General features: G+C 62.8%; 11 protein-coding genes. 1 reads left to right on the forward strand and 10 read right to left on the reverse strand.

Annotated elements, in window-relative coordinates; genetic code table 11:
- Positions 1–54 precede the first annotated feature (54 nt).
- The 3 genes from KA354_04130 to KA354_04140 all read right to left on the reverse strand — a co-directional run bounded on the left by KA354_04130 (position 55) and on the right by KA354_04140 (position 3,102).
- Complete coding sequence (locus KA354_04130) at positions 55–894, reverse strand: hypothetical protein (GenBank protein MBP7933817.1); 840 nt, start codon at positions 892–894, stop codon at positions 55–57.
- Complete coding sequence (locus KA354_04135; protein MBP7933818.1) at positions 885–1,916, reverse strand: hypothetical protein; 1,032 nt, start codon at positions 1,914–1,916, stop codon at positions 885–887. Before KA354_04135 ends, KA354_04130 begins: the two co-directional genes overlap by 10 nt.
- Positions 1,917–2,181: 265 nt before the next feature.
- The gene (locus KA354_04140; GenBank protein MBP7933819.1) at positions 2,182–3,102 is read right to left on the reverse strand and encodes a site-specific integrase; all 921 of its coding nucleotides are present in this window, start codon (positions 3,100–3,102) and stop codon (positions 2,182–2,184) included.
- A 63-nt stretch (positions 3,103–3,165) separates the two neighbouring features.
- Between KA354_04140 and KA354_04145 the strand changes: the two genes are divergently transcribed.
- Positions 3,166–3,579 (forward strand): hypothetical protein, encoded by a 414-nt coding sequence (locus tag KA354_04145; protein MBP7933820.1) that lies wholly within the window; start codon positions 3,166–3,168, stop codon positions 3,577–3,579.
- Positions 3,580–3,819: 240 nt separating this feature from the next.
- On the opposite strand, the gene KA354_04150 is transcribed toward KA354_04145, so the two are convergent.
- The 7 genes from KA354_04150 to KA354_04180 all read right to left on the reverse strand — a co-directional run bounded on the left by KA354_04150 (position 3,820) and on the right by KA354_04180 (position 21,392).
- On the reverse strand, positions 3,820–4,317 hold the full coding sequence (locus KA354_04150) for a hypothetical protein (GenBank protein ID MBP7933821.1): 498 nt from the start codon (positions 4,315–4,317) through the stop codon (positions 3,820–3,822).
- Complete coding sequence (locus tag KA354_04155) at positions 4,314–4,805, reverse strand: hypothetical protein (GenBank protein MBP7933822.1); 492 nt, start codon at positions 4,803–4,805, stop codon at positions 4,314–4,316. Before KA354_04155 ends, KA354_04150 begins: the two co-directional genes overlap by 4 nt.
- A 246-nt stretch (positions 4,806–5,051) precedes the next feature.
- Complete coding sequence (locus KA354_04160; protein ID MBP7933823.1) at positions 5,052–5,987, reverse strand: hypothetical protein; 936 nt, start codon at positions 5,985–5,987, stop codon at positions 5,052–5,054.
- A 267-nt stretch (positions 5,988–6,254) separates the two neighbouring features.
- The gene (locus KA354_04165) at positions 6,255–13,979 is read right to left on the reverse strand and encodes a right-handed parallel beta-helix repeat-containing protein (GenBank protein ID MBP7933824.1); all 7,725 of its coding nucleotides are present in this window, start codon (positions 13,977–13,979) and stop codon (positions 6,255–6,257) included.
- Positions 13,980–14,118: 139 nt separating this feature from the next.
- Positions 14,119–14,943, reverse strand: coding sequence for a type II secretion system protein (locus KA354_04170; protein MBP7933825.1), 825 nt, complete (start codon positions 14,941–14,943; stop codon positions 14,119–14,121).
- A 13-nt stretch (positions 14,944–14,956) separates the two neighbouring features.
- A complete protein-coding gene (locus KA354_04175; protein ID MBP7933826.1) occupies positions 14,957–16,672 on the reverse strand; it encodes a serine/threonine protein kinase in 1,716 nt (571 codons plus the stop codon).
- A 31-nt stretch (positions 16,673–16,703) separates the two neighbouring features.
- The gene (locus KA354_04180) at positions 16,704–21,392 is read right to left on the reverse strand and encodes a hypothetical protein (GenBank protein ID MBP7933827.1); all 4,689 of its coding nucleotides are present in this window, start codon (positions 21,390–21,392) and stop codon (positions 16,704–16,706) included.
- Between the last annotated feature and the right edge of the window lie 444 nt (positions 21,393–21,836).

A 21,836-nucleotide genomic window follows, 5' to 3' on the forward strand; every position in this document is an offset into this window, starting at 1 on the left:
AGCCGTGATGCGGCTCAGAAGCCCGTCATCCGATTGGCTCGCACCTGCCCGCCCTCAAGTCAGGCTATCGAGCAGGTTGCGGATGAAGCCCGCGACATCGGCTTGCAGGGCGTCGTCCGGACCGCCCCGAAACTCTGCCACGCGAGCGGGACCCACGGCATCAACGCGGACGAAGTCTCGCTGGAGCACCGACGCCGCGTCGCGGACCTCGGATCGATCCCCGAAGCCGCGAATCCGTTGACCGATGCGTTCGACACCGTCCGAGTGATTGCGCAGCACGTAGTAAAGGTCGTAGGCGTCTTTGGGTTTGCCGCGCTTGTCGAACGCCAGGGCCTTCAGCACGATGAACGCGCCCGGTCCGCAGACCTGAATCGTTCGCACCGCCGTACCACCGCTCGGCAACGTGCCGGCAAGCTCGACCATCTGAACATCCTGAAAGGCAAGGTCCAGTGCGGGGGTGATGATTGCGGCGAAGCCTTCCTCCAGGTTGCGCAGGCGTCCCCCGCGGTCTGCACTGGACGATGGCGGAATCAGGAAATCGACGGTGACGCCTTGCTTGGATACCCAGCGCTGGGTGGTCGGCTTGCCGGCCGGGTTCTGGTCCGGGCTGAAGTCCGCGTCTCGCAGCCGCTTGGCAATCTCTTCGTACAACTGGTCATCCAACACCACGATGGACAGGCCCAGGTCCAGGTCGATTGTCCCGATGTGTTCTTCGACGCCGGCCCCTCGGTGGGCCTGATCGATGATCAAGGACGGTACCAAGCCGCCGACGACACACATCTGTTCGCGGAAGTCGCCAAGCCGGGTTGCCACTTCGAGGCAAGTGCGGCGGACAAGCTCGCTGCAGCCGGGGGCATAATCGGCGGCCACACGTGGTTCTTTGCTCATCGCCATTTCAGCCGCTCCTTCCGAAGATGCTCTGCCGCTTCCTCGGCTCGTTCCGGCAGGTTGCGCAGATCCAAATAGGTCTGGACGGGGCTCACACACACCATGCTCTTAGTGTTCTCCGCACCGTGGAACACACCCTCGTCATTGGGCCGGATCAGCCACAGGTTCGCCCCTCGCTTTTCCTCATGCCATTTGAGTCGCTGGAGTAGCTTGTCGTTCGGTGACTTGCGAAGGTAAACCGTGACCAACCGGTATCCCGCGAACGGAGCCTGCAACCAAGCCGCGGCCAGGCCGGTCAGCGCGTAATCGAAGCCGAGTCCCTGGCACGCTTCGGCGACTTGCCGTGCGAGTTCCTCTCCTGATCGGGCCGCGACATGGCCTTGGTGGATGTCGTGGCGACGCAGGTCATACTGAGCCTGCCATGCCTCCAGCAGCAGGTTCGGATCGCGCGGCCGCACGCTGCCCTCAGAGTCGCGTTCAATGAGGTGGTCTTCTTCCAGGCGGCGGCAGATTCGGCTCACGTAACCGGCCCCGAGTTGTCCCGCGCTGGCAAGTTCCGCCTGACGCCACCATCGCTTCGGTTCGGCAAGCATGATGCGGGCCAGGCGCGAACTCTTGGGTGCGAATACGGAAGACGGCCGACCCCGCTGCACGAACAGGTTGGGCTTGCCGGTGACATGAATGCGCAGACCGGGTGCGTTGATGTCCGCGTTTCCGGACAGGTCCACGTAGTTCACACCATGTTCCCGGCATATCTTGCGGCCGACCTCGCCCATGAAGGGGACCGCGACCAACGGAATCGCCGCCGGCTTCCCTTTGCTGGCGGCTTGGCGAGCGTTCTCGGCCGCCTGGGCGACCAGGCCCGCTCGGGAGTTGGTCTTGGCCTCCACGGCCAACAGGTGCGGCCCGAGGCGTAGGAGGAGATCGGCGTTCTCTCCCTGCCGAGCACTCTTCACCGGCAGGCCGGCCAGTTCAGCCAGGAGATCGGGAAGCCGTTCCAGGATGTCGTTCTCGTTGACCATCATCATTAAAATCGGCTAGTTGACAGCACATTCAACACATGTATTTTAGTAAACTATGCCCCGATGTCCAATCCGTTATTCTCCCACTGATTCCGGACGGCTGAGTCGGGCGATGACCCCGATCGCAGCCCGTGTCCGTGAGGGCATCTGCTCCCAACGCGTGAGCACATCTGCCAAGGCAGCGTCCGTCTCCCGGAGCCGCGCAAATGCGGCCCCGAGCCGCCTTTTGAAATCGTCGCAACTACTTGTAGGACAACTATTTACAACAGAATCAGTTGGGTTTTGTAAACCGCAGGTCGCCGGTTCGAATCCGGCCGGTGGCTTTCCCACTACACGTCGCATGACCTCGCACGATCTCGCGTTTCTCCGCGTGGGGCAAAGGCTTATGCGCACCACTCGGTACGCCGGCGGCGCTGGCGACGATGCGCGATGCCGCGCCTGGTTGCTGGCCTTCGCGCCCGTTTTGCCGGCACTTTTGCACGCGCTGTTGCCGCGCGTCCTCAGAGCCGGCAGGCAGCGGTTGGGTGTGGTCCGTGCCGGTGGCTCGCATCCGTTCCCGAGATGGGGCACCTCCCGTCAAGCTCGGCAGCCCCGACAAAGCCTTCGACAGATCGTGGACGCCCAGTTTCGTGTAGACGCCCAGCGTCAAGACCGGCGTCGAGTGCCGGGCGAGTTCCTGCACCACTTTGACCGATTCGCCCCCCTTGACCAGCAGGGTGATGTAGGTCACTCGGAAGGCATGAAAATCCACCACCCGCCCGGTCGAATCGACCTCGGCCAGGAAGTCCGACGCACGTCGTCTGCGGCGTTGGCTACCATCCTGCGTCTCCCGAATCCACCGGGCACGGGCCCGTCGGAGGTCCGCACGGACCATTTCCGCCCCCTGGTCATGCCAGTGGCCCGGCCAGACGGGCTGATCAGCGGGTTTGTTCACCAACCAGCCACGCAGTAGCTCGGCCAGGTCATCGCGAATTGGCTGAAGGTCGTTGCGTCGCCGTTTCGAGCTGGCCGCCCGCAACGCGATGGACGGGGGGGCAGCATCCAAGTGGAAGCTCGCAGGCGTCAGGCTTGCCAATTCGCCCACGCGGAAGCCCGTGCCTGCCGCCACGCGGTACAGCATGGCACGGTCCTGGCCGTCGAGACTTCGCCGCCACATGGGACCGTTCTCCACCAAGGCAACCAAGTAGCACAACTCGTCGGCATCCAGCGCATGCCGCTCGTACCGGCGGTCCGTGGCCGCGTTGTAGCCGGTCAGATGGGCCAGGGCATCATCGCGAACACGACCATCGCGTTTCAGCCACCGGGAGAATTGCTTGATGGCCCGCAGGTAATGTTGGCAGGTCTGCAGGCTCTTTCCTATCTTGTGGTACTCGCCGATGGCTGCCTAGATTGCCGAGGCGGACAAGTCGCTTGCCCGATCGGCTTTCACCTTCGTCACCAGCGTTTCGACATGCCGCGTGACGTTCTTGATCTGCTTCTACGTTACCCCCTTCGCAGCAAGGTGCGCGCGCCAATCCGCGATATGCTCGGAAAGCGGTCGGCGTTCGGCTACCGCGTATCTGTCGGCGCGGGCATCAACAACGCCGTCACGCCGCAACGCGGCATCGGCAACGCGTTTGGCCAGGATGCGCTCAGCCGCCGCGCGATCCGTCGTGCCGGTCGTCCGTAGAATGCGCTTGCCTGCGTGGTCGTACCACTGAGCTACCCACGGTCCATGACCACCTCGCTTGAACAAGGTTCCCTGCCGATGGCTCCGTCGCCTGCGTCCCATGCGTCACCTGTCTTTCTGTTCACCATACTGCTCGGGCCCGCATTTCGCTCTTCCTTGGCGATACGAAGCCGATATGCGTTTTTTTCGATCGCCTTCAGATGAGGCCTTGATCCAGCCTTTCGATGGTGGGTTCCACCTCTACCTCACGCATTGGCAACCGTCAACTGGGCTCGTCTCGGATCCTCGGTCTGCCATGGTGCAGGCCAGGTACACCTGCCCATCCTCGTCCCGCAGGCGGCCGGGATCGTACCGGCCTCGGCCGTCAGGCCGGGGAACCGCGACCCGCAGGAACCGGTCGATCTCACGATCAGCGTGGGTTTCCTGTAGCCCTTCGCCACTCGGCGACGGTTTGCCTCGGGGAGGATTCCTGCTGAGATCGAGAGACTCCGGCGGGTCTTCATAGCCTCCACCGATGCCGACCTGCGGGCGTTCGTCGCCTACGTGTGCATCGCCTTCGCCGGCGGAGATCGGACCCCCCGCAAGTACCGCCAGCAGCTCGGGCTTGCAGGCCTTGATTCCCGCCACCAGCTCGGAAGTCATGGCCGCTATCGGCCGGAACCGCAGACGCTCCCCCTCGGCACGAAGTTCGACACCCCGGTCAGCCAACTCCGCCAGCAGCGTCATCGTCGTACTCATAGCTCGCCCCAGTCGTCGTCGGTGGCCGAACAGGACAAGACTGCCTCCTCCACCGTCTCACCGCGCTGATCAGCCGGATCATCGAAAGAAACGTCTCCAGCACTGTCACCAGTGTCACCGGAACCAAAACCCCTCACGGCGATAGCGTCAACGGGGGTTTTGGTGACAGGGGTGACGCCAATCAGCTCGAACCGCGGCGATGGCCGCCCGCCGCCGGGTTCCGGCGCCGGGTGGATCCATCGGCCCAGGCCCGCCTTCACCAATCCGTCGAGCACGGCACGGGCCGCGCCGCTCTGGCCCCGGTAGGGCCGTAGCCCATGGGTCAGCTCTCTCACTGAGACCCGGCCTCCGCGCCGTTCGATCCACTCCACGAGGTGTCTGCGGTCCCGGCCCTCATCGGACTCGCCCAGCGTCGCATAGACCCGCCGGACTTCGTTCCCGAACCAGCGGGACAGGGCAACCCCGGCCGCGATACTCTGCTCATCCACGGCGTCGGGACTCCCCAGCGTAGAATCGCCCCCTGCTCAGCGAATGAAGTGCATCACCAGGGCCAATCGGGCCGCGTACCCCTCCAGCTTCGACCGGGCCGCAGGTACCCCCAGCCGTGCGGCCGCACGCCGCAGCGGCAGGAACGATTCGGTAGAGAGAAGTGTGTTCATACCCTCTACATATGCCAGAAATGAGCGGTGTGCGCAGTCGTTTGGACGCGGTTCGATTTGAATGCGCTATTGGGATTATTCTTCGATTTCTGAAAGGCTTTCAAGTGCGGCCCGGCACCGCTCCCGCACGGTTGTCTCGCTGGACATCTCGATGATGGTCTCGAGAATCCGACGGACGTCGGGCTCACTGTAGCGGAAGTTGCGCTGTCCCACACCGGGGGTCTGGACGCCCGCGGCCTTGGCATATTGATTCAAGGTCGCACTGGTCAGCTCGGTCATCTCCCGAAGGGCCGCCACGGTATAGGTAGCCGATCTTGCAGGGTTCCGCTCGGTGCCGGCGGAAGATGCGGGTGATGGGTCTTGTGGCTGCCTGGCACGGTCCTCGAACATCTTGTTCAGCAGGTTGGTGATGCCGGCCAAGGGGCCGGTCACCTCGGCGAGATTCGTGACCCGGACTTCCGTGATCTCGGGCTGGGGAGAAGAGGCCGGCGAGAAACGGATGAAGTCGGCTCGGCCTTCGCCGTCTACCGGGGGACGCACGCTGAACGGGAGTCCTCGGCGGCAGACAAAGCCCAGAACCACCTGCGTGTTACCCGCCGCCATGTCTCTGATCGCCAGTTCGCCCTGGTCGGTGAGGCGAGTTTGCTCGGCGCCGACCTTCTCGCAATGGAAACGCGGAGGCGGATCGGACGAGCCGGGCTCCTTGCGCGTGGTGTACTCGGCCTTCCAGAGATCCCACGCGGCCTGCACAACGGGGTCCGCCGCTTGAGCGAGGCCGGCTTCCCCTGTCGCCGTCAACTCCACCTCGATCAAGGTGGGGTGGCCCATGAAACGCAGACGGAGACTGAACCGCCGCTCGACCATGCCAGCGGCCGTAAGCAGCTTGAGAGCCTCCTGCTCGGTCTTCGTCAGCCGGTCAGTGTCCAACGGCTCCCACCGCAGGGGAATCCGGCACAGCAGGCCCAGGATGGCGTGGTCGAGCATCTCCGTTTCTGCAGAAGCGTCCAACATGCTCCAGCCTCGACCATTCAACAACCGGGGGAGCCCCGAAACCGACCGTACCGAGGAGCATTGTACTCGACGCAAGTGCGGGGGCCAGACGGGCAGAAGGGACATCCTGGATCCGGGCGGGCTGAACGTGACGAGGCGGATAGGACGAACCTCAGAAGTAGCGGTGATCTGAGGCCGATACTTGATGGACGGCTCACGGCTTCCCTCGTCATCGAAGCTCAACTCCGCTTGGCATCTGCGTTCGAAAAGGCACCAAAGCGACCCCGGTCAGTTGGCGCATTCCTGATCCGCCCTCTGGCCGGCGCCGGAATAGCACCTCTGGAAGAGCCCCAAATCGGACTGGTCGACGTTGCCGTCGCGGTCGAAGTCGGCCTTGGCGCAGTCGCCGGTCAGCGGGATCATCGGACCCGACCTGCACGACACGAATGTCGCAAGGTCTTCCCCGTCCACGTCGCCGTCACCGTCGAAGTCGGCGGCCGGGCCGGAGGGTAACGGTGCTCCGAATGCCAGGCCTGCGGGTAAGGCCAGGTCCTGGCAGGTCAGGGCGGCCGCTTCCAGGTTCGACGGGGCGGAGTCGAACCACTCCGGCTTCACGATCGCTACCGTCGGCGTGGTGAACAGATCCCCGCCCGGCGGGGTCTGGCTTTCCGTAAAGGTCGGTGAGACTACGCCCGCCACGTACAGGTTCCCGTCCTGGTTCTTGGCCAGGGCGGTCACGAAGCCGATCATCGGGTTCGTGTTGTAGCTGTTCTGCACCGTTGGATTGCGGATGTCCACCCGGCCGGATGGGCAGAGACCCGTGGTGCAATCGGTGCCAGCTCTGAAGCGGTAGATTCGGGTGTGTGTCTGGGCCAGCGGGTTCACGGCCGCCGCCAAGTACAGATCGTTGCCGGACAAGAGCATGGCGGTTGCGCCACGCGGGACGTCTGATTCCTGACCGAACAGGCCGTATAGCGAGATGACTCGTTGAGGGGCTGGGTTCGTATCGTTGGCGTTGTACACCAGGACGTAGTCGTTCCCGTTGAATGCCTGGGCACTGACTACATAGAGCGTCGTGCCGGTGTCGTCCAGTTCGATTTCTCGCGGGCGACCGTGGTCCACCGGCGACCAGGTTGAGGTCGGCGGGCCGGGGTCCTCGCCGTACAGGTTGGCCACGCTGAAGCTCGCGTCCGCGTTCAAGATCAGCTTGGCGGCCGCACGGTAACGGTAGGTGATGCCGTTCGAGGTCGTCTGGACCACGGCCGGGACCACGTAGACGCAGGTATCCGTTCCTTCCTGGCGGACCACTGCATCAGCGATGGGCAGACCGACCGCGGTGTTATTGATGTCGTTCGTGCCGATGTAGACGAGCTGGTTGTTCATGGGGCCGGGGGCAGCGCCGGGTTGCAGAACTCGCTGATGGCTGCCGTCTTGCCGGATTCGGTATAGCCCGTCCACCCCGTTGATCTGGTAGATCTCGCCATCCGAGCCGGTGATCAATCGGCCGTTGGCCCGGGTGTTCATTCCGCCGGCCGGCGATACTGGCTCTACCGGGCAGATGCCTGAGGCAACGGCGGTTCTGCCGTCCGGGTTTACCGTGACCGCATCGCCGGACAGGCGGTACAGATAGTCGTTCTGGGAGCTCGCTTTCTGCTTACCGGCCATCAGGATCGAGTTGGCGGACGAGCCTGCCTCGGCCCGTAGGGGTGACTTCATCCGGGCCGCGGCCGCCATCAACGTCCCGCACAGGTTCAGCCTTGTCCGCCAGGCCGTCTCCCAGGCCATCAGGTCGTTGCCGTCCACGTACTTGTCGCCGTTGATGTCCAGGCACCAGAATCGGTACGTCGGCTGGGCGACGGTCGGGTCGTCCGCTCGGACCACGCTGCCGTAGCTGGCCAAGAGGAGCAGATAGTCTTCCGCGTTGACAATGCCCCAGTTGTTATTGAGATCTCCGCACTTGCCGGCCGTATTGCACTCGATCCGGGGATCGAAGTTGTCGATCAGCACGCAGGTATCCTTGCCACGAAGTTCCAGCTCGATGAACGTGCCTCGCAGGAAGTTCAGTTCGCCACGTGGGACGCTCTGCTGGAAAACCGCGAAGGCGTTGCCCATGGAACCGGCCGTTCCGGCAATTGGCTGGATCCGGGCCACTTCCACGTTGCCCTGGTCCGCTTCCCGGTTCCCGCTGATCTTGACGATGAGTTCGCCGTCCGGTGAGCAGAACCGGTACTGGAAGACGATGTCGATCTGGTCTTCCGCCGCTCGTGCGAAGTGGCCCTTGGCGGCCACGCTACTGGCCGATTTGGCTTCGTTTGGTTTATGGGTCTGCATCCGCATCACGCCCTCGCTGGGCGGATTGTCGTCCGGGGCGAGGGTGATGCGTTCGATGATGCCTTCCGGTAGGGGATCGTTCGGATTCAGCGGGTCTCGATCCGCTTCGTCGGTCAGTCGTTTCCGCAGTCGGACGTCGAACTCGGTATCGTCGTTCATTCCGATGATGCCCAGCGAGAAGCCCAGAAGCGGCTCATCCACGATCTGGCTCGGATCGCCGATCAGCTCCTGGTAATACAGTCTCTGGCCGGCCACGTTCAGGACGGAACCGGCGTTCAGGATCAGTTGCTTGACGTAAACCGTGTCCGGGGTGGAGGAGGGGTTGAAGTCAAAACCCTGGCGGTTGGTCAGGTTGAGTTTCGCGTTGGGTTCGAGTTCGAGCTTCTGGAGGACCCACTTGTCGTTGTAGCCGTTGCCGCCGGAGAAAACCCCCGAGGCGCAGTGGTCCGGGTCGGCGCAGTCTTCGTCCGGGGAACGGAGCTCTAGTAATGTGCCCTGCTCGACGGGGGTACCCGGCTTGATGATCACTTCGATGAGGTTGTCCCGGATGTCCGGGTGGGCCGCGTTCGGGTCCGGGTTGGGGTCGAGGTCGAGGTACCGGTCCCCTTCCGAGACGATGTGGTTGCCCACGATACTCGCCGTGTCCTCGACGTAAAACTGGCCGCCGAACCCGGTCGTCGTCTCGAGCAGCCGGATGTTGTTGTTCTGGATCTTGCTTGTCCCCTGGACGTCTGCCTGGTTCACGCAGATGTTCGTGTTCTCGATCGTCGCCTGGTCTCTGGCAATGAGTGTCCCGTCCACGATGATCCGGCCGCCGCCCGTGCCGATCGGGTCCGAGCACTGGTCGCCGGCTTGACGCTCGAGGTTCACCCGGGCGCTGCCTTCCAGGTTCAACTGCTGGCCCGCGGCAATGTGGATCACACCGGCGCCCGTGACGTCCGTCCGAAGAATCGTCGGGTCGTAGAACGGGGAGTTGGTGACCTGAAGCTCCGCGTACCGGCTCAGTTCCAGGCGACCGGGACCTTCAAAGTGGGTGGCCTGCAGGTTCAGGAGCGATGGGTTCTGGAGCGAGCCGCCGCCGACTGACAGCAGTTCCTGCAGCCAGACCTGGTTGCGGGACAGGATGCCGGCATTGGTGCCGGTACTTGTTCCTGTGTCGATGGTCAGAGTCCCCAACTGCGGCTGGCCGAAGTCGCTGTAGACCGCCCCGCCAGCTTGGTTGCTGGAGACCCGAATCCGGTTCAGCGTCGGCTTGCCGGCCGACATGTAGACTCCTGCTCCCAGGGCGTCGGATCCCGTCCCGTCCGCGTTGCCTCCGCTGATCGTGAAGCCGTCGAGTATGGCCGTCGCGTTGGTGTGGCTGGCTGTCACGACGTGGTAGACGTTGTCGGTGTACGTCGAAGGATTCGCCGCGTCGTCGTTGCCGTTCAGGTCACCGCTGAGGATCGTCACGTTGACATCCGGATCACGCTCCGACAAGTCCGTCTCTGTGCCCGCGAAGCCACCGAAGACGGCCACACCGTCGAACAGATGAAACGTACTCCCGCGATCCCCGCCGTGAAGATCGGGGCGATAGCCGCCCGCAGCCACCCAGATCTGCTCAACATGGTCCCCAGCCGCCCGTGCGGTCGCCAGGGCAACCTGCAAATCCGTCATCGCGTTGGGCCAATCCGACCCCCATCCGGCGCCGGCTGCCTCGGTACTGACTCGAATGACCGAAGGCATCGCGGGGCTGCCATACTCGAGAGCCCCCATGTCAATCACCGGGGCGCGTTCACCGGCTTGCCCGGTATCACTGGTCAGCGGATCATCGAATCGGCGCAGATTCATCTCTAGGTCGATCTCGCAGAGGGCACCTGCTCCAGCCTGTCCATCCCGAGAGAGCACGGTATTCGTTCCGGCATCGATGCAGGGAGAGCCGGCCGAGAGATGGCCATCTTGCGTGAGAAGCGGGTCGGACCAGATCATCCCGCTGCCCCACTCGACCACATCGCCGGGATCCACGACAACGCCGGACTGCCCACCCTCGATATCCGAATATGAAGTCGAGAGGGAGGATGTGTTCTCAAGCAGGATCTGTGCCCCGCTCGTGTTATGCCAGACGATTGAGTTGATGAGCATGACCGAAGAGCCGTATCCGTAGACGGCGCTACCTCCAAGGGTAGCGGCATTGTGACTCAATGTGCAATTGATGAGCATCAACCGGCCATTGAACACCGCCACTCCTGCGCCCAGTCCCGGGCATGCGTTTCCATTGAAGAGACAGTTGCTGAAAGTGGAACTGCTGTCGGCAAGCCCTACCGCCCCTGCATTGCCGTAAAACGTCTCTTCGACGACATTGTCTTCGAACAGACAATTGACATAAGTGCTGTTGGCTCCATCGAGGTCTCTGACCGCGCCGCTGTCCCAATGACCCATATTGCGACTGAAGGTGCAACCGATGAACTCGGCACGGCTATCGCTACTGTTGGCTACCGCCCCCCCTGACGAATCTGCCCGATTCTCCTCGAACCAGGACTCGCTGAGCACCGGGTTCCCGGTCCCAGTAGTGTACACAGCCCCGGCGTATGTCTTCGAACGATTGCCCGTAAACCTGCAGTGGCTGATCGCCGGGCTCCCCACGTTGCAGAACACGGCTCCCCCGCTATCGTAAGGGGGCGGTCCATCCGCATTTCCACCGCTGATCGTAAAACCATCGAGCTTGGTTCTAGGGCCGGTGGATTCTGTCACGACGACATGGTAGCTGTTCTCAAGCAGGGACACAGCCGTCCCGTCGTCGTTCGCCAGGAGATCTCCGCTGAGAACCGTCGCGTAGAGATCGGGATCTCGACCGTCAGGCTCCGGTCTTCCAGCACCGGCGTAGCCCCCCAGCAAAGCGACATTGTCGGGAAGCACAAATGAGACAGATCGGTCACGCCCACTCGGATCGGGAACATACACACCGGCAGCTACGCGGATTTCGAGCGGGTACCCTCCAAGCGCCGCCGTCTGCAGGGCGGACTGCAAGGACGTAAAGGCGCTGCTCCAACTCGTTCCGTTGCCTCCTTCAGGTGCGCTTTGATCGACGTACAAGATTTGGCTGAAAGGCCCGTCATCCTTCCCGACAGCAGTGAACTCACTACTCGCGCAGTCGCCAAGCGTCACCTTGAATCGGGCCAGCCCCACCAGACCATCGGGATCTGAAGAAGCCGACAGGATCACTTCCTGAGGCACATTCCAGGCATGAACTCCGCCGGTGCGATCGAAGACCAGGGTCGAACTGGATCGCAAAGTGACGTCGGAGTCGCCGGAAACACGGACGATGGTCGCTTCGATGCTCGTCGCCGGCTCAACTCCCAACGAGACCCAAATCGACGCCGTACCACCCTCAGGTACGACCACCCGCTGGGGCGACACCAGGAGGGAACAAGCCGGCCCAGGTCCTTCGACGGCTCCCATATCGACCAATGGCGGCGTTCCTGTTCCAGTATCAGGCGACATTGGTTCATCGCGTAATCGAGCCTCTCCCAGCAAGTCCCGCGGTAGCGGTTCAGCTCTGTCCCCATCGCCATCGAGATCGGCCACATCCGCCGGAAGCAGAGAGTTCGCGCCGCTGTCCAGGCAGGGTGAGCCGGGAAGTACACGAATGTCGTCATCTTCAGTCCCGATCACATTGTCCATGCCGTCGAGATCGACGAAGCGAGGGTTTGCATCGATGCTCCCATCGCCTGGCCATTCGCCCGGGACGTCGGAGGCATCTACTCGAAGAACTGCCGTTGCGTATTGCTGTTCAAGGTTGCAGGGAGCGTTTCCCCAGAGAACTGAATTCGCCATCGTCAGACTGGCGTTATCGCCCACCACGACTGCTCCGCCCGCAGCTGATTCGTTGCCGCTCATTGTGCAATTCTGCAGTTGTGCACTCGCGCCGAGCACGATGCTGAGGATGCCGCCGTGACTCGCCCGATTACCCGTTGCCGAGCATTGGATCAGTTGCAGGTCGGTGCCTGCGTTACCCACAGCCGCCACTCCCCCAGTGACTGCAGCATTGCCCGCAAACCGGCAGTTGACAAAACGAGTCGGCGAATCGATATACGCTGCCCCCCCCACACTGTTTCCCTCGTTTGCGATGAACGAACAATTGGAGAAAGAGACCATCGTATCCGGCAAGCCATCGCAATAGACGGCGGCAGGTCCCATCTCTCCGCGATTTGCCTCAAATCTGCTCTCAGCAATATCGCAGTCACCAATCAGATAGAGTGCTCCGTTCTGCCACGAGGTGTTCTCAAATACTGAACATGAATGCAATTGGAGGCTGCTCAACATAGTCTCTATTGCCGAACCGTAGGTGCCGGAGTTTCGTGTGAACGTACACCTGCGAATCACCGAATTGTCGGTCCACATCGCTGCAACTGCACCCCCAACGTTTGCCTCGAAGACACAATCCTCTATTGCTAGGCCGATTCCGTAATAGCTCGTGATAGCCGCACCATACTCGGCTCGGTTGTCCCGGAACACGCAGTTCGATACGCGCAGCGATCCGTTCTGCAGCTGAAGGCCAGCTCCCCCTTTTTCGTTCGCCAGGTCAAGCGAGTTGCCGCCGATAACGGTGAAGCCGTCGAAGACAGTCGCTTCATCGGTACTGCGGGCCATCACTACGTGATAGCTGTTCTCGGCGGTACTCGCACCACCGGCATCGTCATCCGCATTGAGGTCGCCGGACAGGACACAGTCCTCCGGACCGCCCTGCCGGGAAGCGAGGTTGGCCTCGGTACCTTCAAACCCTCCATACAGGCTAATACCCCTTTTGAGGCGAAACGTGGCCGACCGGTCACCTCCGGTTGCAGCAGGTCTGTAGTGTCCCCTCCCCACCCATACCTGATCCCCAGCGTCGGCCGCCCGCAGTCCATCCTGGAGGTCACAGAACGCATCAGCCCAGCTGGTCCTGTTGTTCGCCCCGTTAGCGCCGCTGTGAACGTACCAGACCCTGTCCTGGCGAGGACTCGTATCAATCGAGACCGCCACATCATCGAGGAAAGCACCCTTGTAGGTCGGCCCACCTACGATCTCATCGCTGATGAATACGAAGGCCACGTACACCTCAGCCTGCCCGCACAGGTTGCCGAGTTCGGGCACGTCCTTCAGGTCCAGCCGCACGGGCGTCCATCCTTTGGTTGTGCCACTAAACCTGTATCCGTGAAAAGGAGAGCCGTTGGCCGCGATCATCCAGTACACAAAGTCGTACCCCGCTTCCGAGTCGTTTTTCAGCCAGAAGTCCAGGTACGCATCACTGGCATCGGTCAGGCTGAACGGCCCACAAACCATAGCCGCGGACTGGCTATTGGGGTAACCGGACTTGGGATTCATCGACGAACCCGCGCACCAGACGCTGTGGCTGCCGCTCACCCGGTTGTACGTCGTGCTTCCCCAGGTCGGTGCTCCCGAACATGCCCAGGCTGTCCCAGGGAATGTGCCCTCGAAGTCGTCCGCGAACAACGGAAGGAGGTCGGCGAGCAGCAGTCTAGCCGGGCCCTCTGACAGGCGTATCGAGTCTCCCGACGATAGGGGCAGATGGAGCGCGTCGGCCACCTCCGGCTCCAACGAACCCGCACCGAGGATCTGGGCCCGTACATCGGCTAGCCCCAGCCCGCACAGAACGAGGCCATGGATTGTCAACTTGATGAACCGCAAAAGCTGATCATTCATCCGATCTTCCTTTCGTGCGGGGCCTCATGCTTTCTGCGCAACCATCTGTTCACACGGCCAGCCGGCGCCGTGGCACAAAACGCACCAGCAGGACAGCCAGCCACGGCGTTCCGGCTTTCGGCATGCTTGAAGACAGGCCTCACTCCACCAGCCTTTGCAGTCTCGCCGCCTCGCTCTGAAGCGCGGTGACCGGGATGTCGGTATAATCCCTGGTCACGTGCATGCCCTTGCGGATCTGCGTGTACCCCGCATGCCCGTCCATGAACGCGAAATTGAACCAGAACGGCCGGCGGTGGAACGAGAGCATCTTCTCCTCACAATACGTCAGGGCCTCGATCCAGCCCATGTCACCCATCAGGATCAGCTTGGACTCGATACCGGCCATGCCCGGACCGCGTCGCAAGGTCGGCAACAACTCCTTCAGCTTGTCCATGACCGGCTTGCACGGGTCATCGCCGTACACATAGAAGCTCGTCGGACCGGCCAGGTATCGGTTCATGTGATAGCTCGTACCCAGATACGCGAAGAAGCTCGGCACAATGTCCGGCGAGCCGTCGTCCGAGGGGCAGCGGAAGACCTCGGCCCCGGCCTTGATTACCGGATCGAGCTTGAGGTAGCGGTTCAGTGGCCGGGGGCCCTGGTAGTACGGATCGGTGCTCTGCTGGCCGCCGTAGGTCACGTCAACCGTATTGCCGCGAGGGAAACGATCGGCGTTTGCACTGAGGTAGTTGTGCCAAGCCAAGGCGAGCTGGTGCAACTGACTCGCGCACACCACCTTACGAGTTCGCTCCCGGGCAGCCTGCAGACTGGGTATCAGGATCGCGATCAGCAGGGCGATGACGGCGATGACTACCAGCACTTCGAGCAGTGTGAACCCGCATCGGAATGCTGGTATCGAGATTCGCAGGCGAGAGCTGCCTCTGCCGCTTCGGCCGCTCCATCGGTTATCTCGGTTGTGTGGCATGGGCAGTCGTCCTCTATCGCCGGCCAATCGCCGGGTCCGACTCCGCCGGAGCACTGGCCGATCGGAGCGGTTCAAGCCGTTTCTGGATCGCATGACGCAACCACTCGTCCCCGTCCGCCGAAGCCATCGCCCGCTCGAAGGCAGCCACCGCCTCGCTCTTCCGCCCGGCACTGATGGCCCGTTCACCCTCGACGAACCAGGTCAAGCCGAGCCCGCTCTGTCCACAATCTTCCAGCAGCTTGGCGAACGGATACTGTTCGTCCAGCAGGAAGGCGGCGGCCGATCGCTCGGCGCTGCCCGCCGGGAGGGACTCGTGTAAGGCCCGAGCCCCTTCGACCTTGCCGCTTCGGAATTGGGCCAGGAAGTAGTCGAAGGTCTGCCGCCGGATGCTGAGCTGAGCGGCACTCGCCAACTCCGTCTGCTCCTTGGTCCGCTGTTCGTTGGCGTTGACGATTCCCTGTAGCTTGCCGGCCCGCTCGCGCTCATACTGGAGCATCCGGAAGCTGATGCACCCGAACCCGATCAGGGCTGCTACCAAGGCACAGATCACCGCCGTCTCGAAGCCGTGCCGCACCGCCAGCTTGCGCAGGATGTACAGCGAGCTCGCCGAGCGGGCACTCACCGGCCGGCCATCCAGCCAGGCAGCCAAATCCTCGGCCAGTTCACCGGCCGATCCGTAACGCCGCTGCGGATCCTTGTCCATCGCCTTCAGCACGATCGCATCCAGCTCCGAATTGGCCTCACGCCGCAGCTTTGAAGGACGCTGTGGTTCTACCTCGCGAATGTTTTGGATCGCGCTGGCCAGATCGCCGTAGACGTCGTAGGGCCGGGAGCCGGTGAGCAGTTCGTACAGGATCACACCTAGCGAGTACACGTCCGTCCGCACATCAAGGGCTTCCGGCTGGCCCCGGGTCTGCTCCGGCGACATGTACGCCAGCGTGCCCAGCATGACCCCGGGCATTGAGACCAGATCCTGTTGCGAGCCCTCCAGTTCCTCATTGAGAATCTTGGCCAGCCCGAAGTCCAGTACACAAGGCGTCCCATCGTCACTGACCATCACGTTGGAGGGTTTCAGGTCGCGATGGATCACGCCCCGGCGGTGGGCGTAGGCGATGGCCTCGCAGACTTGCCTGAACAGCTTCACTGCCTCCCGAATCGGTGGAGCGGTCAACCGGATGTGGGTATCCAATGGCTGGCCGCGGACGTAGTCCATCGCGAAGTAGTACATACCCGACAGCACCCCGCTGTCGTGGATGATGACGATATTAGGATGCTTGAGGGCGGCGATGAGGCGTACTTCCCGCTCGAACCGCCAGCGGGCGCGCTCGTCGGCCAAGGCTCCCCCGCGGAGTACCTTGAGGGCCACCGTCCGCCGGGTTGCCTGCTGAACGGCCTCGTAGACCACTCCCTGGCCGCCGCTGCTGATCTGCCGGACAATCTGGTAGCCGGCGAATGTGTCTGGCGGGAGATCGTCCAGGGCAGCTTCCACACCACTCAGATTGATCGACATGGTGGCCGTGGCGTCCGCCGCCCGTCCAGCCGGCTTGAGCATCACGGCATCGCGATGCCGCCTCAGCCTGCCCAGGAACTGCTCGTTGGCCTCACACTCGTCGAACAACGCCCGGCAGCCTTCGCATGAAGCAATGTGCCGGCGCAAGGCATCCGCCTCCTCCGTCGGCAACTGCTCACGGATCAGTCGTTCAACTCGTTCAGGGGTCAGGCAGTCCATTGTGTCTCCGGATGCGATCCGGACCTCCGTGTTACTTCGTACAGTCTGCCGCCACGGCCACCCCAGGCCCACCGTAGCACCTCTGGAAGAGCCCCAAATCGGACTGGTCGACGTTGCCGTCGCGGTCGAAGTCGGCCTTGGCGCAGTCGCCGGTCAGCGGGATCATCGGACCCGACCTGCACGACACGAATGTCGCAAGGTCTTCCCCGTCCACGTCGCCGTCACCGTCGAAGTCGGCGGCCGGGCCGGAGGGTAACGGTGCTCCGAATGCCAGGCCTGCGGGTAAGGCCAGGTCCTGGCAGGTCAGGGCGGCCGCTTCCAGGTTCGACGGGGCGGAGTCGAACCACTCCGGCTTCACGATCGCTACCGTCGGCGTGGTGAACAGATCCCCGCCCGGCGGGGTCTGGCTTTCCGTAAAGGTCGGTGAGACTACGCCCGCCACGTACAGGTTCCCGTCCTGGTTCTTGGCCAGGGCGGTCACGAAGCCGATCATCGGGTTCGTGTTGTAGCTGTTCTGCACCGTTGGATTGCGGATGTCCACCCGGCCGGATGGGCAGAGACCCGTGGTGCAATCGGTGCCAGCTCTGAAGCGGTAGATTCGGGTGTGTGTCTGGGCCAGCGGGTTCACGGCCGCCGCCAAGTACAGATCGTTGCCGGACAAGAGCATGGCGGTTGCGCCACGCGGGACGTCTGATTCCTGACCGAACAGGCCGTATAGCGAGATGACTCGTTGAGGGGCTGGGTTCGTATCGTTGGCGTTGTACACCAGGACGTAGTCGTTCCCGTTGAATGCCTGGGCACTGACTACATAGAGCGTCGTGCCGGTGTCGTCCAGTTCGATTTCTCGCGGGCGACCGTGGTCCACCGGCGACCAGGTTGAGGTCGGCGGGCCGGGGTCCTCGCCGTACAGGTTGGCCACGCTGAAGCTCGCGTCCGCGTTCAAGATCAGCTTGGCGGCCGCACGGTAACGGTAGGTGATGCCGTTCGAGGTCGTCTGGACCACGGCCGGGACCACGTAGACGCAGGTATCCGTTCCTTCCTGGCGGACCACTGCATCAGCGATGGGCAGACCGACCGCGGTGTTATTGATGTCGTTCGTGCCGATGTAGACGAGCTGGTTGTTCATGGGGCCGGGGGCAGCGCCGGGTTGCAGAACTCGCTGATGGCTGCCGTCTTGCCGGATTCGGTATAGCCCGTCCACCCCGTTGATCTGGTAGATCTCGCCATCCGAGCCGGTGATCAATCGGCCGTTGGCCCGGGTGTTCATTCCGCCGGCCGGCGATACTGGCTCTACCGGGCAGATGCCTGAGGCAACGGCGGTTCTGCCGTCCGGGTTTACCGTGACCGCATCGCCGGACAGGCGGTACAGATAGTCGTTCTGGGAGCTCGCTTTCTGCTTACCGGCCATCAGGATCGAGTTGGCGGACGAGCCTGCCTCGGCCCGTAGGGGTGACTTCATCCGGGCCGCGGCCGCCATCAACGTCCCGCACAGGTTCAGCCTTGTCCGCCAGGCCGTCTCCCAGGCCATCAGGTCGTTGCCGTCCACGTACTTGTCGCCGTTGATGTCCAGGCACCAGAATCGGTACGTCGGCTGGGCGACGGTCGGGTCGTCCGCTCGGACCACGCTGCCGTAGCTGGCCAAGAGGAGCAGATAGTCTTCCGCGTTGACAATGCCCCAGTTGTTATTGAGATCTCCGCACTTGCCGGCCGTATTGCACTCGATCCGGGGATCGAAGTTGTCGATCAGCACGCAGGTATCCTTGCCACGAAGTTCCAGCTCGATGAACGTGCCTCGCAGGAAGTTCAGTTCGCCACGTGGGACGCTCTGCTGGAAAACCGCGAAGGCGTTGCCCATGGAACCGGCCGTTCCGGCAATTGGCTGGATCCGGGCCACTTCCACGTTGCCCTGGTCCGCTTCCCGGTTCCCGCTGATCTTGACGATGAGTTCGCCGTCCGGTGAGCAGAACCGGTACTGGAAGACGATGTCGATCTGGTCTTCCGCCGCTCGTGCGAAGTGGCCCTTGGCGGCCACGCTACTGGCCGATTTGGCTTCGTTTGGTTTATGGGTCTGCATCCGCATCACGCCCTCGCTGGGCGGATTGTCGTCCGGGGCGAGGGTGATGCGTTCGATGATGCCTTCCGGTAGGGGATCGTTCGGATTCAGCGGGTCTCGATCCGCTTCGTCGGTCAGTCGTTTCCGCAGTCGGACGTCGAACTCGGTATCGTCGTTCATTCCGATGATGCCCAGCGAGAAGCCCAGAAGCGGCTCATCCACGATCTGGCTCGGATCGCCGATCAGCTCCTGGTAATACAGTCTCTGGCCGGCCACGTTCAGGACGGAACCGGCGTTCAGGATCAGTTGCTTGACGTAAACCGTGTCCGGGGTGGAGGAGGGGTTGAAGTCAAAACCCTGGCGGTTGGTCAGGTTGAGTTTCGCGTTGGGTTCGAGTTCGAGCTTCTGGAGGACCCACTTGTCGTTGTAGCCGTTGCCGCCGGAGAAAACCCCCGAGGCGCAGTGGTCCGGGTCGGCGCAGTCTTCGTCCGGGGAACGGAGCTCTAGTAATGTGCCCTGCTCGACGGGGGTACCCGGCTTGATGATCACTTCGATGAGGTTGTCCCGGATGTCCGGGTGGGCCGCGTTCGGGTCCGGGTTGGGGTCGAGGTCGAGGTACCGGTCCCCTTCCGAGACGATGTGGTTGCCCACGATACTCGCCGTGTCCTCGACGTAAAACTGGCCGCCGAACCCGGTCGTCGTCTCGAGCAGCCGGATGTTGTTGTTCTGGATCTTGCTTGTCCCCTGGACGTCTGCCTGGTTCACGCAGATGTTCGTGTTCTCGATCGTCGCCTGGTCTCTGGCAATGAGTGTCCCGTCCACGATGATCCGGCCGCCGCCCGTGCCGATCGGGTCCGAGCACTGGTCGCCGGCTTGACGCTCGAGGTTCACCCGGGCGCTGCCTTCCAGGTTCAACTGCTGGCCCGCGGCAATGTGGATCACACCGGCGCCCGTGACGTCCGTCCGAAGAATCGTCGGGTCGTAGAACGGGGAGTTGGTGACCTGAAGCTCCGCGTACCGGCTCAGTTCCAGGCGACCGGGACCTTCAAAGTGGGTGGCCTGCAGGTTCAGGAGCGATGGGTTCTGGAGCGAGCCGCCGCCGACTGACAGCAGTTCCTGCAGCCAGACCTGGTTGCGGGACAGGATGCCGGCATTGGTGCCGGTACTTGTTCCTGTGTCGATGGTCAGAGTCCCCAACTGCGGCTGGCCGAAGTCGCTGTAGACCGCCCCGCCAGCTTGGTTGCTGGAGACCCGAATCCGGTTCAGCGTCGGCTTGCCGGCCGACATGTAGACTCCTGCTCCCAGGGCGTCGGATCCCGTCCCGTCCGCGTTGCCTCCGCTGATCGTGAAGCCGTCGAGTATGGCCGTCGCGTTGGTGTGGCTGGCTGTCACGACGTGGTAGACGTTGTCGGTGTACGTCGAAGGATTCGCCGCGTCGTCGTTGCCGTTCAGGTCACCGCTGAGGATCGTCACGTTGACATCCGGATCACGCTCCGACAAGTCCGTCTCTGTGCCCGCGAAGCCACCGAAGACGGCCACACCGTCGAACAGATGAAACGTACTCCCGCGATCCCCGCCGTGAAGATCGGGGCGATAGCCGCCCGCAGCCACCCAGATCTGGCTTACTCGGTCACGCGCCACCAGCGCCGTCAGCAACGCCGGCGGCAGGTCCGTCAGGGCGTTGGCCCAGTCAATTCCGGTCCCCGTACCCGTCGCCCCCGCATGCACATACAGCCGGCCGCCCAACGGTTCGCTGTCGTACTCGTAGGCGCCCATGTCCACGAGCGGAGCGACCCCTGATCCCGTGTCAGCGACGTCCGGAGAGTCGACACGCCGTTGGTTGGCCAGCAGGTCAACGCCGACCACAACCGCCCCGTTATCCCCCGCGTCGATGCATGGAGAGTACTGCTGAAGTCGCAGGTCATCGTCGATCGTGCCAAAGATGTTGTCGGGCCCGTCCGCATCAACGAACAACGGATCGGCATCGATGTTCCCAGGCCCCCAAGCCAGCTGTCCGCCTTCGATTGCGGCTCGCGTAATCCGTGAATAGGAGATGGTGACGGGATCAGCCCCGTTGCTGTCGATGTGCACTCCGTTGTCAAAGGTCACGATCGAGTTCCGCATCTGCATCGTGCTACTGTAAACATAGATCGCGCTGCCATGCGGCGCGTCGTTCATCATGAACACGCAGTTGGTCACAACAGCGCTCGTCGGGCTTTCTCCTCCTCCGATCTCCATCGCGCCGCCTTCAATCGTCGCCCGGTTGCCAACGAAAACGCTGTTGACCACCGTCGCTTTACCCACAGCCATCAACGCAGCGGCATAATTGGTCGGGCCGTTCCCTAGGAAACGACAGTTCGCGACCCTTGCCTCACCGTCCACACGCAAGCCGCGACTGTTACCCTGAAATACGCAATTAGCGATACTGAGGGCCGCGCTCTGTACCCGCAGACCCGCCCGAACCAGCGTATCATCATACCCCCCACTGATCGTCAAGCCGTCAACCACCGTGGACCAATCACAACCCACAGCTTGCACGACCATGTATGCGTTATCAGTCTTGACGCCAGGATCGCCCAGTTCCCCGCTCAGAATGGTCGTGTTCCTTCGGAAGTCCCGCTGCGAGCGGCTCGTCTCCGTCCCCGCGAACCCCCCGTACACACTCACTCCCCTCACCAACGAAAAGGTCACGGAACGAGGATCTGATGGGGTCGTTCGAACAGAGGGCCTATATGTGCCCGAGGCCACCCAGATCTCATCACCTGGCTGCGCAACCCAAAGTGCCGGTTGCAGATCTGAGAAGGCATCGATCCAACTAGCGCCGTTGTTGGCACCAGTCGCCCCCTCCCAGACGTAGATCGTCACCGCGAACACCTCTGTCCCGGGAACCATGACCGCAGCAAGAGAGGCGAACATGGTCGCCGTCGCCCTACGGGCCACCTGCCCGCGGCCGCCCAGTCGCGTCATAGGATGCACCATCCCGCCTCGCTCCTCGGCGAGTCCTCGTCGGCTCCAGTCTGTTCCTTGCTCATCTCCCACGGCCGACACCAACCCGCTATCTCCACGCCTGGAATGTTCACCTCGCCCTGGCCCTTTGCCAGAGGCACCGCC

This window comes from Phycisphaerae bacterium (assembly GCA_018003015.1).
Classification (GTDB): domain Bacteria; phylum Planctomycetota; class Phycisphaerae; order UBA1845; family PWPN01; genus JAGNEZ01.